The following is a 15,596-nucleotide window of genomic DNA, read 5'->3' on the forward strand; positions in this document are numbered from 1 at the left end:
TAGTATAATATACATTCCTCGACCTTGAGTGCTAATTGTTTTATACCTTAATATATGTATATTAAATAGGGACGTACTATTTTGATTTTTGTAGAGAAGAGGAGGTGTTCATTAGGGGGAGGATAAAATATGCTTATAATTTCAGTTTTAATCAATGATAAATTTGGCAGGATAGGCTGTTCTTGGGTGTTCTGGTATCACCTCTAATAAAATAAATGGCAGAGTTCGGCTTTGTTTCCAATATATTTACAAAACTAGGATATGCTGGTTTTTATATTTAAGAACAACTTGCGATATTCATGAGGGCTCATATGCACGATTGCTTTGAACTGTCTGTTGAAATTGGACAAGGCATTAAAACCACATTCATAGCTTATTTGGGAAATATTGAAATTATCTTCCAGTAATAATTTGCGAGAATGCCCGATCCGGATTTCGTTTACAAAACGGGTAAAGGTCTTATTGGCCCTAGGTTTAAAATATCTACAGAAGGATGTGGTGGTCATATTTAGCATTTCCGATATTTCTTCCAAGGATATTTTGGTTTTAAAATTGGTCATGACATAGTCATATACTATACGCATTTTATCCGCGTCATCCCCTTTAAAAACATTGGTGTATCCTGGGCTGGACAGTAGATTGTATTCTTCACTATTGGCCAGTATGTCTATTATTTCAAGTAGTTTTATGATTCTTCGGAATCCTTGCTCGTTATTAATTTTAAGTAAAAGTTTATTTATTTTATTTCGGGTCTCCCCGTAAAATTCCATACCTCTGACCGAATTTTCAACAAACTTGTTTACATTATAAAACTCCTCTTTGCCCAATAACGATTCGCTAAAAAGATCGTGGTCAAAATAAATTACCAAACCTCTGGTAGAGAGTTTGCTGTTCTTGTTAAAATAAACATCATCACTCCGCCATAAATGAGGTAAGTTAGGGCCAGTGACCACTAGATCTCCTTTTTCAAAAGATTGAACATGGTCCCCAACAAAGCGCGTTCCTTTTCCTTCTGCAATTAAGGATATTTGGAAGTCCGGGTGAAAGTGCCAATTTGGATTGAAGTAGGGTCCTACCATATCCTTAAAAATAAAAGTTTCTTTGGTTGTTAGCGTTTTTTCAATGTTGGGGGTACTCATAAATTTCCGGTTTGAATTCTATTTTGGCTAATTTATGACAAAAAAGTGTCATCTTTTAGTAAGATATAGGGAATATTCAAACAGATAGTATTTTAGATTTGTAGAGCTAAGTTTTTATTGTCAAATTTTAGAGCAATAATTTTTATGGATAGTTCATAAAAAGTGATAATAAATTTAGATATTGACAAACAATATGGCTTAGTGGACCCGTTGGAAATGAATGGGATTTTTAAACCTTGATTTTCGCTAACATTGGAAGGTTTGGTGTTGAAAATAGTTCACTTATCGGGTATTTAAGATTTGTAATTTTATGTTGGAATCATTAATTTACGGGTATTCTTTTTTTGTGAAGAACACGAGAAATGCTATATGGTCTATGGTGGTAGTTGGCGTGTCTGTTTCTTGTGGAAATAAAGATAGCAAAACCAGTACAATTTTGGTAGGGGGACCTTCGGAGCAATTCATGGCGCAAGCCGACATGTTGGAATTGGATAATGGTCGTCTTGCTATGACAGGGGAAGATATCAACGGAGAAAGAAGTGCTGACGAATACCGTATAACATACAATGGTATAGAAGGTCCTGGTAAAGGAAAGCATATTGTTTTCATTGCCACGGATCACGAGTATAGGGGAGAAGAAACCTTACCGGCATTGGCTAAGATTTTGGCCAAAAGATATGGTTTCAGATGTACGGTGGTCTGGGCTTTGGACGATAATGGCAATATACTTCCAGGAGGGTCGGACCTTAAAGGCCTCGATGTTCTTAAAGGGGCAGACCTTATGGTCATGTTTATGAGGTTTGCAAATTTTGAAGATTCCCAGATGCAACATATTGATGACTACCTAAATAGAGGAGGGGCTGTAATAGGTTTAAGGACTTCTACACATGCCTTTAAAAATGCGGATAATCCCAGTTGGAAGCACTATGACTATAAATATGGAGGCGAAAAGGAGGCTTGGCACGGGGGTTTTGGAGAGGTGGTTCTAGGGGAGACCTGGGTAGGCCACTATGGTAAGAACCATCAGCAGGCGTCCAAACTGATTATGGAAGAAGAGAATAAGGAACATCCTATAATGCGCGGAGTACAAAATGCATGGGCGCAATGTGGAGGCTATAATGCCTACCCCCAAGGTAAGGATTTGAAGATATTGGCCAGGGGAAGGGTGTTGAACGGAATGACACCGGATGCTGCGCCGGACACTAGCAAGGAAGAACTTCCTGTTGCTTGGGTTAGAACTTACCAATTGGAATCCGGTAAACCCGGACGTGCCTTTACAACTACCCATGGGGCTTCAGAAGATATTCTTAGTGAGGGATTTAGAAGAATGCTTATCAATGCCTGTTTTTGGGGATTGGAAATGGAACAAGAGATTAAAGCGGATAATCCAATAGAGTTTGTGGGGGGGTATGAGCCAACTACGTTTAATTTTGAGGGGTACCAGAAAAATGTAAAACCGTCCGACCTAAAGGGTTGGGAATCGGTAATAATGCCAAGAAAATAATATAACGAATAAAAACTACTGTTATGCCAGAAAACAATTATCCTAAACTCCACAACGCTTCGTGGCCCGGTGTGGTAGGAAAAGGACCTGATTCAGAGCCACCAATCTCCATTGATACCATGATAGAGCTCACGGCCAATGCGGAGGTAAACGGGGTTAAATTTGATGGATTCGATCTTTTTGCTGCAGATCCACATTTGGATATAGATTCCAATGATGATGGTATTAAAAAAATGGCCGATAAGGCGAGATCCAAAAATCTTGAAATCGGAAGTTTGGTAGCCCCGGTCTGGGCAGGAACCGGTGGAGGCTCCGCAATGGGGTCTCGTGAAGAACGAAATCAATTTGTAACCCAGGTTCGCAAGGCTTGTATTATAGGTAAAAAACTGCGTGATCTAGGGATACGTCCCAATGGAGTTATTAGAATAGATTCGTCCGTTGATCCACATAGTTGGGCAGCCGATCCGGTTGCCAATACTAAATTAATTGCACAAACTTTCCGAGAAGCTTGTGATGTGGCCGCCGATTACGGCGAGTCCTTAGCTGCCGAAGGTGAAATTTGCTGGGGAGGAATGCATGGTTGGAAGACCATGGTGAACACCTTAGAGGCCGTTGATAGGCCTAACATTGGATTTCAGGCCGATATGGCGCATACCTTGTTGTATCTATTGGGATATAATAAGGAAGACGAAAGAATATTGCCCAAAGACTTCGATTGGAACGACCGGGCAACATTGACCGAAGGTCTTAAGACCATTACTGCTGCCCTTCGTCCATGGACCATTGATTTTCACGTGGCCCAAAATGATGGAACAGTGTTCGGGTCTGGTTCTCACGACAAGACTGGAAGGCATTGTCAGGCTACGGATCCAAATGGAAAATTGGACATAGCTGTGGATGCAGGCCATTGGCTGCGGGATGAAAACGGTGTCCTGACCAAAAAGATAAGACACATATGCTGGGATGGATGTATGTTTCCCAATGAGGTTATGATGCAGCCCAAGACTTGGAACGATATTTTAGGGGCCATGATAAAAGTCCGTGAAATGCATGGTTGGTACGAGGCACCTTAAGATATGTGGTCCACATTATAATTTTTAAAGCTGAAATTTTAATTTAAAATAAAAATAGAGTATTCATGTCAAGTAAGAAAGAATTACGAATAGGAATGGTAGGTTATGGATTTATGGGAAGAACCCATTCCAATGGCTATCGGAGAGTTGGCAATTTTTTTCCCGAATTGGAATATCAACCTGTATTAAAAGCAATTTGTGGGCGTAATCAGGAAAGGACCCAAGCTTTTGCCGATCAATGGGGCTATGAGACCATAGAGACCGATTGGAGAAAGCTGATTGCCCGCGATGATATTGATGCCATAGATATATGTACTCCCAACAATATGCACGCCGAAATTGCCATTGCTGCGGCAGAAGCCGGAAAAATGGTTTTGTGTGAAAAACCTTTGGCACGTACGGTTGCGGAAGCCCAACCTATGGTGGATGCCATTGAAAAAGCAGGAGTTCCCAATACAGTGTATTTCAATTACAGGAGATTGCCATCGGTGACATTGGCAAAACAACTTATAGATGCTGGTAAATTGGGTAAAATATTTCATTATAGGGCTAATTTCCTGCAGGATTGGACCATTAGTCCAGAACTTCCACAAGGAGGTGAGGGACTTTGGAGATTGGATAATGATGCGGCTGGATCCGGAGTTACGGGCGATTTATTGGCCCATTGTATAGACACTGCCATGTGGCTTAATGGAGGAATAAAGGATGTGTCTGCCATGACCGAAACCTTTATTAAAGAAAGAATACATACCGGTACAGGAGAAAAACAGGAGGTAACTATAGATGATGCCTGTATGTTTCATTGTCATTTCGATAATGGCTCTTTGGGCCTTTTTGAGTCCACCCGCTATGCTAGAGGGCATAAGGCTTTATATACTTTTGAAATAAATGGAGAGCATGCCTCCATAAAATGGAACTTACACGATTTAAGTCGCTTGGAGTATTTTGACCATAGGGATGAATCCCAGGAAAGGGGATGGCGTTCCATTCATGTAACAGATGGTGACCATCCTTATATGGATAAATGGTGGGTACCAGGACTGTCTATTGGGTATGAGCATAGTTTTGTACATCAAATAGCAGATTTTCTCAAAGCCCTTCAGGAAGGGAAACCATGCTCACCTACATTTAGGGAAGCTCAGGAAACACAGAAAGTTTGCGAGGCCGTTTTGGAGTCGGCAAAAACCAAATCTTGGAAAGATACGGGTGTAACATGGTAACCTCAAACTTTCCCGAGTTTGGGAAGTCCATTGTTTAAAAATTGAATTGTCAATTTTTAAACTTTAATTTGAACTGGAAATTAAAATAAACAAATTATTGCTATGAGTAATTCGATAAAAGGCTTTTGTCTTCAGACCAATGAGAAAATATATCCAAATACCGGTCAATCGGTACTTAGTAATTCAGCGGTTGTAGATATGGAAATCCCACCATTAAAGGAGGGGGAAATACTGGCCAAAACATTGTATACCGGAATCTGCGGTTCAGACAATAGTGCAACGATAGGCAAGGCCAATTTTGATTGGGTGCAACGTCCTAGGGTAATTGGGCACGAGTTTAGTGCAGAGGTTTTGGAATTGGGGCCTGGTGACCATGGTGACCTTAAGGTGGGCGACATTTTTACTCCCTTGGCCATGTTGGGTTGTAGGGATGAGGAATGTCCGGCCTGTAGTGTATCCAAATGGAATTTATGTCCTAATAAAGAAATAATCGGTTTTCACAGAAACGGAGGCTTTGGACAACAAGTAGTGTTGGAGTCGGATCGTGTAGTGCCTTTGATGAAAGGTTTAACCCCGGCCCAAGGTGCCTTGGTGGAGCCTTTATCCATTATTACCAATGCGCTATATAACAAATGCGATATTAAACCTGGGCAGGACGTGGTAGTAACAGGCTGCGGAATTATCGGAATGATGTCGGCCGAAGTTGCCCGTGCGGCCGGAGCTAGAGTTGCTGTAACAGGAATTGCCCACGATCGGGATATCAGATTGAAAAGAGCCAAGGAAAGAGGTTTCATTACCATAGAAGTGTCACCGGAAAACTCGTTGACCACCCAATTGAAAAACGGCATTACCGATGATAACGGTGTTCCGTTTGGATCAAATGGAAAGGTAGATTTGCTAATAGAATGTTCAGGTGTTCCACCAGTATTAACAGAAGCGATTGGTGTTGTTAAACCTGAAGGAGATATATGCGTTATTGCCACTTACGGAACGGATGTACAGATAAATGCCACTCACCTTACCCGTACCTCCTTAAATATGAGGGGATCTATGGGGTCTTGTAGGGCAGATTATATGGCCGCCCAAAAATTGATGGTAACCGGTATATTTCCTTCCGAACATTACACCGATTACTATGATTTTAAAGATATCAATCAAGCATTTGAAGATTCTATAAAGGCTAATAATATGAAGGCCGTGGTAAAAATGAACTGATAATTCATTGTACCTTACACGGGCATACAACATAATATCAAATAAAACTAGCATTAAAGATTATGCACAAAATATTCATTACCGGAGGTACCGGCTGTATAGGATCGGTTACTATTTATAAGCTATTACAATCAAAGGAGGTTGGGAAAATTGTTATTGCAACCCGCTCCAATAATGTAGATCCGTTAAAACTATGGCTTCCGGGAGATTTGGATTCCCGCTTGGAGTTCGTTACTCTTGATGTTTCCAATTATCAGGAAATGGAAAGGGTATTGTTAGAAGTGGACCCAACGCATATTATTCATTTAGGGGCGTACCAAAGTCCGGATTGTTCCCGCGATCATATTGGCGGAATGGAAATCAATACTGGAGGTACAATGGCACTTTTTGATGCCGCCGAGAAATTATCCAATCTCAAGAGATTCGTATTTGCCAGCTCTGCGGCAGTATACGGTATGAGGTCTATGTATCCGCAAGATGTTATAGGTGAGGATGTTCCATTGGCACCACCCAACCACTATGGTATTTGGAAATTATCGGGAGAGCATTTGGCCCGTTTGTTTCACGATAATACCAAAGTGCCTACGGTTTGTCTACGGTTGAACACTACCTATGGAAAAGGAAGGGACAAAGGAAAGACCTCTGCCCCTACGAATGCTTTAAAGGCAATCGTCTTAGGAGCCGTGGAAGGAAAGGTAATTCCTTTTGAAATGCCATATCAAGGAAGGGAAAACTATCATTTTGTGGAGGATGTGGGAGCTCAATTTGCTGCATGTGCATTACAGGCTTATGAAGGTTTTGGTGCTTTCAATATACAAGGTGAAACCATTCCTATTACATCATTCCTGGAGCTTATTAAAGAACAGGCTACCTCTTTGGGTATGGGCGAATATGTATCATTGTCTGTTGCTGAAGCTGCCCCACCTAATCTATTTGTTTGCGATCTGGATCACAGTAAAATAGCAAAAACATTCAAGGATTTGCCATTGACCGAAATAGCAGAGGGAATACGAAATTCGTTGATAGAGTTTAAGGCAATGGCGGAAAAGGGCACATTAAAATATTCTACGGCTGCCTCATGAAAAATACAGGAATAGGTTTTATAGGTGCCGGTGATATCGCCAATTTACATGCAGAGGCCATTAATAGTTTGCCAGGGGCGCAACTAGTAGGACTTTGGAACAGAACCTTTGAAAAAGGGGCGAAAAAAGCAAAAATTTTCGGCTGCAAGACTTACAAAACGGAAGATGAATTATTTCAAGACCCGGAAATCGATGCTGTTTTCATATTGACCAATATGGAAACGCATTGCGATTATACCATTAGGGCTGCCAAGGCAGGAAAGCATATTTTGGTAGAAAAACCGGCAGCTTCCAATATAGAAGAACTGGAGTTGATGCAGGAAGCCGTAATTAGAGCTGGCGTTAAATGTATGCCGGTCCATAATTATATATACGAACCTGGGATAAAAAGGGCTAAAGCCATGATTGAAAGTGGAAAACTGGGTGATATATCCCAGTTTTATATGATGTACAATATACATCATGCTGATGATGTTAGGGCCAGATATCCTGGGGTGATCCGGCAGATATTGACCCATCATAGTTATACCATGTTGTATTTGGCAGGACAGCCCAAAACAGTTTCTTGTTTAAAACATACCGTAGATACGACTATAGCCCCACAGGAAAATGTTGCCATGGCCAATATTCAAATGCAAAACGGTACTTTGAGCCATTTATCGGCAAGTTTTGCCAATGATGATCACGCTGGGGATCCATGGACATGTATTATAAAAGTCATCGGTACAAAGGGCAGTACACGTTACAGCTACAGGGATTGGGTAATCAATGAGCGTAATGGCCCGCATTCACAAACCTATTACAGTTATCCTGAATCCATAAAAAATACGGCAACACATTTTATCAACAATGTATTGCGTAATAATGAGGCACCACTTTCCAGCCTAGAAGATGCTATTACTTGCCAGCGAATAATAGAGGCTTGTGAAAAATCTGAAAAGGAAGGAATTCACGTGAATATCAATTAATTATATACTAAGAATGATGAATATCAGTAAAAACGTTGCTTGGGGAAAGATTTTCCCAATGCTTTTCCTAGTCCTTGGCTTTTCCAGCTGTAGCAAAGAGGAAGACAACACTTTAAAAATTACACCTAATTCCCATATTGTATTGGTGGGGAATAATTTGGGATCCCGTATGTTGAACTTTGGGCATTTCGAAACTGAAATGCAACTTCGTTTCCCCAATGATTCCTTGTTTATCCGGAATATGTGCGATGGAGGGAATACACCTGGTTTTAGGCCACATGCCGCAAGAAATTCGCCTTGGGCATTTCCAGGTGCCGAGAAATACGAGCATGAGTCTGGGCAAGCTATCCATTTTGTTGAGGATGAAGGTGGGCATAGAGGAGGTCCGATAGGACACTTTCCTTCTCCAGATGAATGGATTACAAGTTTAAAAGCGGATATCATTATCGGATTTTTTGGGTATCCCGAATCTTTTGAAGGCCCGGATGGGGTAGATAATTATAAGGAGGAACTGCGTGCCTTTATCCAGCATACAAAAAGTCAAAAGTATAATGGTACCACAGCACCTCAATTGGCACTGGTATCTCCAATAGCCTATGAAGATTTATCTGCAAAGATGGACCTTCCCGATGGGAAAAAGGAAAATGCAAACCTGGAACTGTATACGAAGGCAATGCAAGAAATTGCGGCCGAAGAGGGGGTACTTTTAGTGGATGCTTTTGAACCGACCAAGGAATGGTACCAGACAGAAGGTACGGATTTAACACAGGACGGATTTCAGTTGACGGATTATGGATATCAGAAGTTTGCCATGTTGTTGGCCGATAAAGTTTTCGGAACTAATGAAAGCAGGGCTGAAGAGAATCGAGAATTGGTACTTGACGCTGTAAAAGAAAAAAACTGGTTCTGGCACAATGATTTTAAAATTCCAAATAGTGTTCATGTCTATGGTAGACGTTATGATCCATTTGGACCCGATAATTACCCTTACGAAATTGAGAAAATACGTCAAATGACAGCTATAAGGGATACGGCCATTTGGGAGGCCTTGCAGGGTAAAAAAATGGATTTGGCCAAAAGCGATGCCCAAACCAGAACATTGCCAGAAGTTGAGACCAATTATAAGCCCAGCAATAAAAATGGAACCCCGGAATATTTATACGGACAGGATGCATTGAACAAGATTAAGCCGGCACCTGGCTATAAGATAGAACTTTTTGCCTCAGAGGTAGAGTTCCCAGACCTTGCCAATCCCGTACAGGTTTCCTTCGATAACAAGGGAAGACTTTGGGTTGCAGTTATGCCAAGTTACCCACATTACAAGCCAGGTGATAGTAAGCCCAATGATAAGTTACTTATATTGGAAGATACTGACGGGGATAATAAGGCCGACAAACAGACAATTTTTGCAGACGGACTTCATTTGACCATTGGTTTTGAATTTGCACCGGAAGGGGTTTATTTATCCCAGGGTACCAATCTAGTTCTTTTAAAGGATACCGATGGGGACGACAAGGCAGATGTTAAGGAAATTGTACTTAGTGGTTTTGACGATCATGATACGCACCATGCTATAAGTGCTTTTACGACAGATCCTTCCGGAGCCATTTATATGGGTGAAGGTACATTTCTTCATACCAACGTAGAAACGGCATATGGTCCTGTTCGTGGAACCAATGGTGGTTTCTATCGTTACAGTCCCCAACGCCATTATTTGGAGCGTACTGCCCAATTGGCAATTCCAAATCCTTGGGGTATTGCCTTCGATGATTGGGGGCAACCATTTTTTGAACATACATCAGGCCCTTCGGCTACTTGGATGATGCCGGGAACCATAATACCGCGGTACGGGAATAGTTCCCCAATACCTGAAAATCTTATAGAAAAGAAACATTTGGTTAGGCCTACTTCGGGACTTGAATTTGTTTCAAGCCGCCATTTTCCAGAAGCCTCACAAGGCAATATGTTGATCGCAAATACCATAGGGTTTTTAGGGATTAAGGAGCATTCCATGGTAGATGACCCTAAAACGGCAGGTTACTTAAGTAGACATCAAGAAGACCTGATTTCTGCTACAGATAAGAATTTTAGACCTGTAGACCTAGAATTTGCTCCGGACGGTTCCTTGTACTTCATAGATTGGCACAATGTACTTATTGGCCATATGCAGCACAATGCACGTGATCCCCTTCGCGATCATGCACATGGACGGGTGTACCGAATAACGTATCCATCCAGACCTCTGGTAGAACCTGCCAAGATCGTTGATGCCAGTATTGACGAATTGTTGGATAATCTTAAACTTCCCGAATACCGTACCCGATACAGGACCAAAAGGGAATTGCGTGCTAGGGATGCATCTGAGGTTTTATCAAAATTAAAAACCTGGGTAGCGGGATTGGATAAAAATGATGCTAAGTACGAACACAATCTATTGGAAGCCTTATGGGTTACTTGGGGCTTGAATGAAGTTGACGGGCAATTGCTTGAACAGCTGCTCAATTCAAAAGATTTCAGGGCCCGAACAGCTGCTGTTGGTGTTCTACGCTATGCCGGGCACCAGATTCCGAATCAAGCAGATCTTCTTATGATAGCTGCGAAAGACGACAATCCCAGAGTAAGATTGGAAGCCTTGGTTGCCGCTTCCTGGTTGGGTAGGGATGTAGGAATTCCCATTATCACCGAAGCAGGCAAAAAGGGATTGGATAAATGGATGGAAAAGCCTTATGAAGCGGCTATTGCCCATTTAAATGGTCACAAAGTAGGGGAAGAGCCCAAAGAGGTGATTAAGACCGATTTAAAGGGCAAAGACTTGGAACTGCTGGTAGCGGGAAGGGAAATATATATGAGGGATGGTTATTGTGCCACCTGTCACCAAGCCGACGGTCAAGGGCTGGAGGCCTCAGGGTTTCCTCCACTTGCAGGATCGGAATGGGTAACCGGTAATGTGGATAGACTTATTAAGTTGACCACCAAGGGTCTCATGGGACCTATTGAGGTCAATGGCAAGACTTATCCAGGACAAGTACCTATGACACCCTTTGGAAATTTACTTACCGCAGACGAAACAGCGGCCGTGTTGACATATGTTAGAAATACTTTTGGTAATAAGGCTACGCCTGTTTCACCGGAGAAGGTGAAAGAAATTCGTGAGCAGATCAAGGACAAGCAAGGCTTTTATTCTCCAGAGGAATTGTTAAAAGAGCACCCACTCGGCAAATAGGGAGTTGTTTTGGACAATTGTTTAAAGGCTGGTACAAGAACATATCTTGTACCAGCCTTTTTAATATTAATATAGGTTCAGTGCCTATGGGCATCTTTTTGGACAAGTTGTTTTAGTATTTCGGCATGGGCCTGCAATTTGTGCTCCGTGCTAAGTATTCTCCATAATGCAAAAAGTTAAATGTGGTTTTACTCTGGACTTACACTTTTGTATCAAAAGACTCATTTTTGTGCCAAGTTTTTGTTAAATATCTTCGTTTTTTAGGTTTATATCTTAATAAGCCATATTATTCCGGATTAATGTGTTAAGTTTTCATAGGATTAAGCGACTAAGGAAATTTAGGATAGTTATAATTAGTAGTTGAACAGTTAAAATTAGTTATTAAATATGGGAAGGCCGGCGACAAAACCAACGGAACTTAAGGACGGATATTATATTGAAGTTCGAAATAGAAACCAGAAAACTGGTGGTATAAAAATTAGAAGGGACACAGAGGAGCAAATGCTTCTTGCCTTGGAGGAATATAAAAAGAGCAAGGACGTAACAGTACTTGGAGAATTAAAAAATGGTAAAATGCTGGATTTGGCGGGTTAGTCCGACAAAATTCATTATTGTAAAAATAACCCTGCATTTAGATGGCAGGGTTATTTTTTTTGCTTAAAAATGTTTACTTTTTTATTATAAGAGTAATTTGGTTGCCCAAAAGAACCTTGTCTAAAATTTATATGTTAATAGGTTACTTCAATAATTGCGGTGTACAGGGGATTATATGCTGTAAGTATTTCGTATTCATATTATTTTTTTGGTATTAATACCAAATTCGTTAATTAATTAAAACAAAGACCAAGATGCCTGAAAAGTAACCAATCAAGGCCAACCAGGCTATACGGCGCAGGTACCATAAAAAATCAATTTTCAAAATTCCCATGGCTGCCACTCCTGCGGCCGAACCTATGATCAGTACGCTACCTCCCGTACCTGCACAATAGGCTAAAAATGTCCAGAATTCATGATCTTGGGGAAAGGTCTCCATGGAGTACATGCCCATGGCACCTGCCACCAAGGGCACGTTGTCTATTAACGAAGATAAAAGCCCCAATAAGGTATTGGTAATGTGAAAATCATTGAAAGTGGTTTCCAATGCACCTCCCATAAACTCTAACGAGCCATTGGTTTCAATGGCTGCGACTGCCAAAAGGATTCCCAAAAAGAAAAGAATACTAGGCGTATCGATTCTTTGAACTGTAGCGGCAACTGATAAATGGTGTTTCAGTTCAATGGGCTTATTTTTATGTAGTATTTCCGTGATTAGCCAAAAAAGACATAAGCTAAATAGCATACCCAAAAAAGGTGGTAAATGCGTAATGGCTTTAAATACAGGTACCATTAAAAGTAGGCCTACTCCCAAAAGAAGTATAAAATTACTTTCCCCGGGGCTTATCTGTTGAATCTTAGGGGTAGAGGGCACCTTTAGCTCAATAGTTTTACCCTTAAAACTATAGGAGGTAATTACTAAAGGAACCAATAAACAGGCTAAACTAGGAAGAAATACCTCGGTGATTATAACATTTGTGGATACTTGACCTCCATTCCAAAGCATTATTGTAGTAACATCGCCAATGGGTGACCAAGCCCCACCTGCATTGGCTGCAATGATGATAAACCCCGCGAAATACCAGAGGTCCGACTTATTGGACAAAAATTTCCTTAAAATGGCCATCATTACTATAGTAGTGGTGAGGTTGTCCAATACAGCAGAAAGGAAAAAGGTGAGTAAACAAAGTACCCATAGTAGCACTAACATGCTTCGGGTCTTTATGACTCTAAGGATAATTTCAAAGCCGTTGTGGATGTCTATCAATTCAACGATGGTCATTGCTCCTAGTAGAAAGAAGAGAATTTCGGCGATTTCTTCAAAATGTTCCTTTAGGCTTGTTATGGTTTCTGAAAAATCCACACCCGTATGGGCAACAATGACCCATAATACTACGCCTATAAATAGGGCGGTCGCCGCTTTGTCAATTTTAACAACATGCTCCAGAGCTATGACCATATAGCCGGCGATAAAGAAAAGCGCTGTAATTAGCATGATAGTACTTTTGAAAATCTATTATTTGTTCTCATAACATCTTCAGTTTGGCCTGAGTGGGGTCAGGGAATTAATTATTGCAAATTATACTTATGTTTTTACGATTTTATATCCTCGCTGAATTGACTAATGGAGGAATTATGACATGGGAATGGCGTAGTTGCCCATTCTTTTTCTATAAGGCCGAATGGCACAAAATAAATGAAAAGTTATATAGATGCTATATGCATAGGAAAAAATAGTATTACAAGGCGGCACGGAAATAAAAAAAGAAAAGCGATTGGGCCAAACTCTATTTCATCCAATTACCAATTCTAAGGTATAAATAATAATCGTTAATAGATTGTTAAAAATTCATGCTGAGGATCACTGTAATGAAAGTAGGTAATTTGGTTTGGCCTCTTTCAATTCTTAGGGAACTCCAGTTCCATAATGCTGGTTTTCCAAGGCATAAAAATGAAATTCCCCTCTTCCTCTTTTAAAAGAATGCTATAAAAATACAAGGGTTGAAATAGTAGTGTTCAATGATTAAATTGAATATAGTAGGTCCTCACGTATGAAAACCAAAGGGAAAATACAGTCGGTTTTAATTGTTTATTTGGGACCGGAACAATGACTTAAAACAAATATTTTATTTTCTTAACCAATTTCATGGGTAGGTTATATGGTGGATATCGAAGTGGGGCATCCAACCAATTCGCTTTTTTAACTATTGCTTTTTGATGTGAAAAAAGGTCAAACGATCGTTTGCCGTGATAGGCCCCTATTCCACTTGCGCCAACTCCGCCAAAAGGAAGTTTTTTATTCGTGATTTGAATTACGGTGTCATTGATAGCGCCCCCACCGAAACTATACCTATTGATTATTTTTTTTTGGAAGGATTTGCGATTGGAGAATATATAGGTAGCCAAAGGTTTTCCATAATTGGTTAAATGCCTCTCTATATCATCGTCATTTTCGTAGGCAATAATGGGGAGAATAGGTCCGAAAATTTCGCCATGCATCAATTTGCTATCCAAGTTGGGCTCATTGATCAGGGTAGGGGCCAGATAATTATCTTCATCATTGCTATCGCCGCCAAAAAGTATTTCCTCGCCCACAAGCATATCTTTTAGACCATCATAATGACTTTTGCTTACCGTTCTCGAAAAATCTGGAGACTGTTCAATATTTTCTCCGTAGCACTTACTAATATTTTGTTTTAGTGCGTCCACAAGTTTGTCCTTCACATTTTTATGAACAAGTATATAATCCGTAGCAATGCATGTTTGACCGGCGTTTAAAAATTTGCCCCAAACAATTCGTTTGGTGGCGAGGTTAATAGAGGCAGTTTCATCCACTATGGTGGGATTTTTACCTCCCAGTTCCAAGGTAACTGGCGTAAGGTGTTTTGCTGCTGATTCATAAACAATTTGCCCTACCCGTGTGCTTCCCGTAAAAAAAATGTAGTCCCATTTTTTGGACAAAAGCTCTTGGGAAACTTCCACACCGCCTTCCACAACGGCAACATGTTCAGGGACAAAAACCGCGCTGATGATTTCTGAAATGATCGATGCCGTATGGGGCGTGACCTCTGAAGGTTTAACTACAACTGTATTTCCTGCCGCAATAGCAGCGATCATTGGTGCAAATGCCAATTGAAACGGATAATTCCATGGAGCAATAATCAATACTGCACCGTAGGGCTCCTTATAGATCCAATCAGATGAGGGCCAATTGATTAAGGTAGCGGATTTTCTTTCAGGACTAGCCCAGGTGTCAATATTTTTCAACGTCAGTTTTAGCTCTGCCAAAACAAATTGTGTTTCTGCCGCCAAGGTCTCAAACTTAGGTTTCTTGAAATCCTTATAAGTGGCCACTGCAATATCATCCTCACGTGCAATTATTTCTTTTTGCAATCGTTTTAGAACATTTTTTCGGAATGAAATATCCTTGGTTTTTTGGGCAGTAAAAAAATCGCGCTGTTTTTCTAATAGGTTCATGGGCATTAAATTAATATAAAAAACATCCCCAAACATTTTATTTTAGCGATATAATTAAAATTGTATTTTGGATTATATCATTATGATAATAGTTTTTTCCT

At 40.6% G+C, this 15,596-nt stretch carries 11 protein-coding genes; 8 read left to right on the forward strand and 3 right to left on the reverse strand.

Features of this window, described 5'->3' with window-relative positions:
• Positions 1–254 precede the first annotated feature (254 nt).
• The gene (locus tag MWU84_RS16195; RefSeq protein WP_246903506.1) at positions 255–1,139 is read right to left on the reverse strand and encodes an AraC family transcriptional regulator; all 885 of its coding nucleotides are present in this window, start codon (positions 1,137–1,139) and stop codon (positions 255–257) included.
• Between the two features lie 310 nt (positions 1,140–1,449).
• On the opposite strand from MWU84_RS16195, the gene MWU84_RS16200 reads away from it, so the two are divergent.
• From MWU84_RS16200 to MWU84_RS16235, 8 genes are all read left to right on the forward strand, one after another.
• Positions 1,450–2,643 (forward strand): ThuA domain-containing protein, encoded by a 1,194-nt coding sequence (locus MWU84_RS16200; protein WP_246903509.1) that lies wholly within the window; start codon positions 1,450–1,452, stop codon positions 2,641–2,643.
• A gap of 23 nt (positions 2,644–2,666) precedes the next feature.
• Positions 2,667–3,716, forward strand: a complete 1,050-nt coding sequence (locus MWU84_RS16205) for a TIM barrel protein (protein ID WP_246903520.1) — start codon at positions 2,667–2,669, stop codon at positions 3,714–3,716.
• Positions 3,717–3,781: 65 nt separating this feature from the next.
• The gene (locus MWU84_RS16210) at positions 3,782–4,936 is read left to right on the forward strand and encodes a Gfo/Idh/MocA family oxidoreductase (RefSeq protein WP_246903527.1); all 1,155 of its coding nucleotides are present in this window, start codon (positions 3,782–3,784) and stop codon (positions 4,934–4,936) included.
• Positions 4,937–5,038: 102 nt separating this feature from the next.
• On the forward strand, positions 5,039–6,151 hold the full coding sequence (locus MWU84_RS16215; protein WP_246903531.1) for an alcohol dehydrogenase catalytic domain-containing protein: 1,113 nt from the start codon (positions 5,039–5,041) through the stop codon (positions 6,149–6,151).
• 62 nt (positions 6,152–6,213) lie between these two features.
• Positions 6,214–7,233, forward strand: coding sequence for an NAD(P)-dependent oxidoreductase (locus MWU84_RS16220; RefSeq protein WP_246903534.1), 1,020 nt, complete (start codon positions 6,214–6,216; stop codon positions 7,231–7,233).
• Entirely contained in the window at positions 7,230–8,201 is a 972-nt protein-coding gene (locus MWU84_RS16225) for a Gfo/Idh/MocA family oxidoreductase (protein WP_246903537.1), read from the forward strand. The genes MWU84_RS16220 and MWU84_RS16225 overlap by 4 nt, the downstream gene beginning before the upstream one ends.
• Positions 8,202–8,214: 13 nt before the next feature.
• On the forward strand, positions 8,215–11,424 hold the full coding sequence (locus MWU84_RS16230) for a PVC-type heme-binding CxxCH protein (protein WP_246903540.1): 3,210 nt from the start codon (positions 8,215–8,217) through the stop codon (positions 11,422–11,424).
• Positions 11,425–11,811: 387 nt separating this feature from the next.
• On the forward strand, positions 11,812–12,018 hold the full coding sequence (locus MWU84_RS16235; protein ID WP_031443295.1) for a hypothetical protein: 207 nt from the start codon (positions 11,812–11,814) through the stop codon (positions 12,016–12,018).
• Between the two features lie 229 nt (positions 12,019–12,247).
• Here the strand turns inward: MWU84_RS16235 and nhaD are convergent, their stop codons facing one another.
• On the reverse strand, positions 12,248–13,513 hold the full coding sequence (nhaD, locus tag MWU84_RS16240) for a sodium:proton antiporter NhaD (protein WP_246903542.1): 1,266 nt from the start codon (positions 13,511–13,513) through the stop codon (positions 12,248–12,250).
• A gap of 617 nt (positions 13,514–14,130) precedes the next feature.
• On the reverse strand, positions 14,131–15,495 hold the full coding sequence (locus tag MWU84_RS16245) for an aldehyde dehydrogenase (RefSeq protein WP_246903545.1): 1,365 nt from the start codon (positions 15,493–15,495) through the stop codon (positions 14,131–14,133).
• Between the last annotated feature and the right edge of the window lie 101 nt (positions 15,496–15,596).

This window comes from Arenibacter sp. F20364 (assembly GCF_023015905.1).
Classification (GTDB): Bacteria; Bacteroidota; Bacteroidia; order Flavobacteriales; family Flavobacteriaceae; genus Arenibacter.

Excerpts from the sequence above, each read along its gene's own strand:
- MWU84_RS16195 (WP_246903506.1), bottom strand. The coding sequence starts at position 1,139 with ATGAGTACCCCCAACATTGAAAAAACGCTAACAACCAAAGAAACTTTT.
- MWU84_RS16200 (WP_246903509.1), top strand. The coding sequence starts at position 1,450 with ATGTTGGAATCATTAATTTACGGGTATTCTTTTTTTGTGAAGAACACG.
- MWU84_RS16205 (WP_246903520.1), top strand. The coding sequence starts at position 2,667 with ATGCCAGAAAACAATTATCCTAAACTCCACAACGCTTCGTGGCCCGGT.
- MWU84_RS16210 (WP_246903527.1), top strand. The coding sequence starts at position 3,782 with ATGTCAAGTAAGAAAGAATTACGAATAGGAATGGTAGGTTATGGATTT.
- MWU84_RS16215 (WP_246903531.1), top strand. The coding sequence starts at position 5,039 with ATGAGTAATTCGATAAAAGGCTTTTGTCTTCAGACCAATGAGAAAATA.
- MWU84_RS16220 (WP_246903534.1), top strand. The coding sequence starts at position 6,214 with ATGCACAAAATATTCATTACCGGAGGTACCGGCTGTATAGGATCGGTT.
- MWU84_RS16225 (WP_246903537.1), top strand. The coding sequence starts at position 7,230 with ATGAAAAATACAGGAATAGGTTTTATAGGTGCCGGTGATATCGCCAAT.
- MWU84_RS16230 (WP_246903540.1), top strand. The coding sequence starts at position 8,215 with ATGATGAATATCAGTAAAAACGTTGCTTGGGGAAAGATTTTCCCAATG.
- MWU84_RS16235 (WP_031443295.1), top strand. The coding sequence starts at position 11,812 with ATGGGAAGGCCGGCGACAAAACCAACGGAACTTAAGGACGGATATTAT.
- nhaD (WP_246903542.1), bottom strand. The coding sequence starts at position 13,513 with ATGCTAATTACAGCGCTTTTCTTTATCGCCGGCTATATGGTCATAGCT.
- MWU84_RS16245 (WP_246903545.1), bottom strand. The coding sequence starts at position 15,495 with ATGAACCTATTAGAAAAACAGCGCGATTTTTTTACTGCCCAAAAAACC.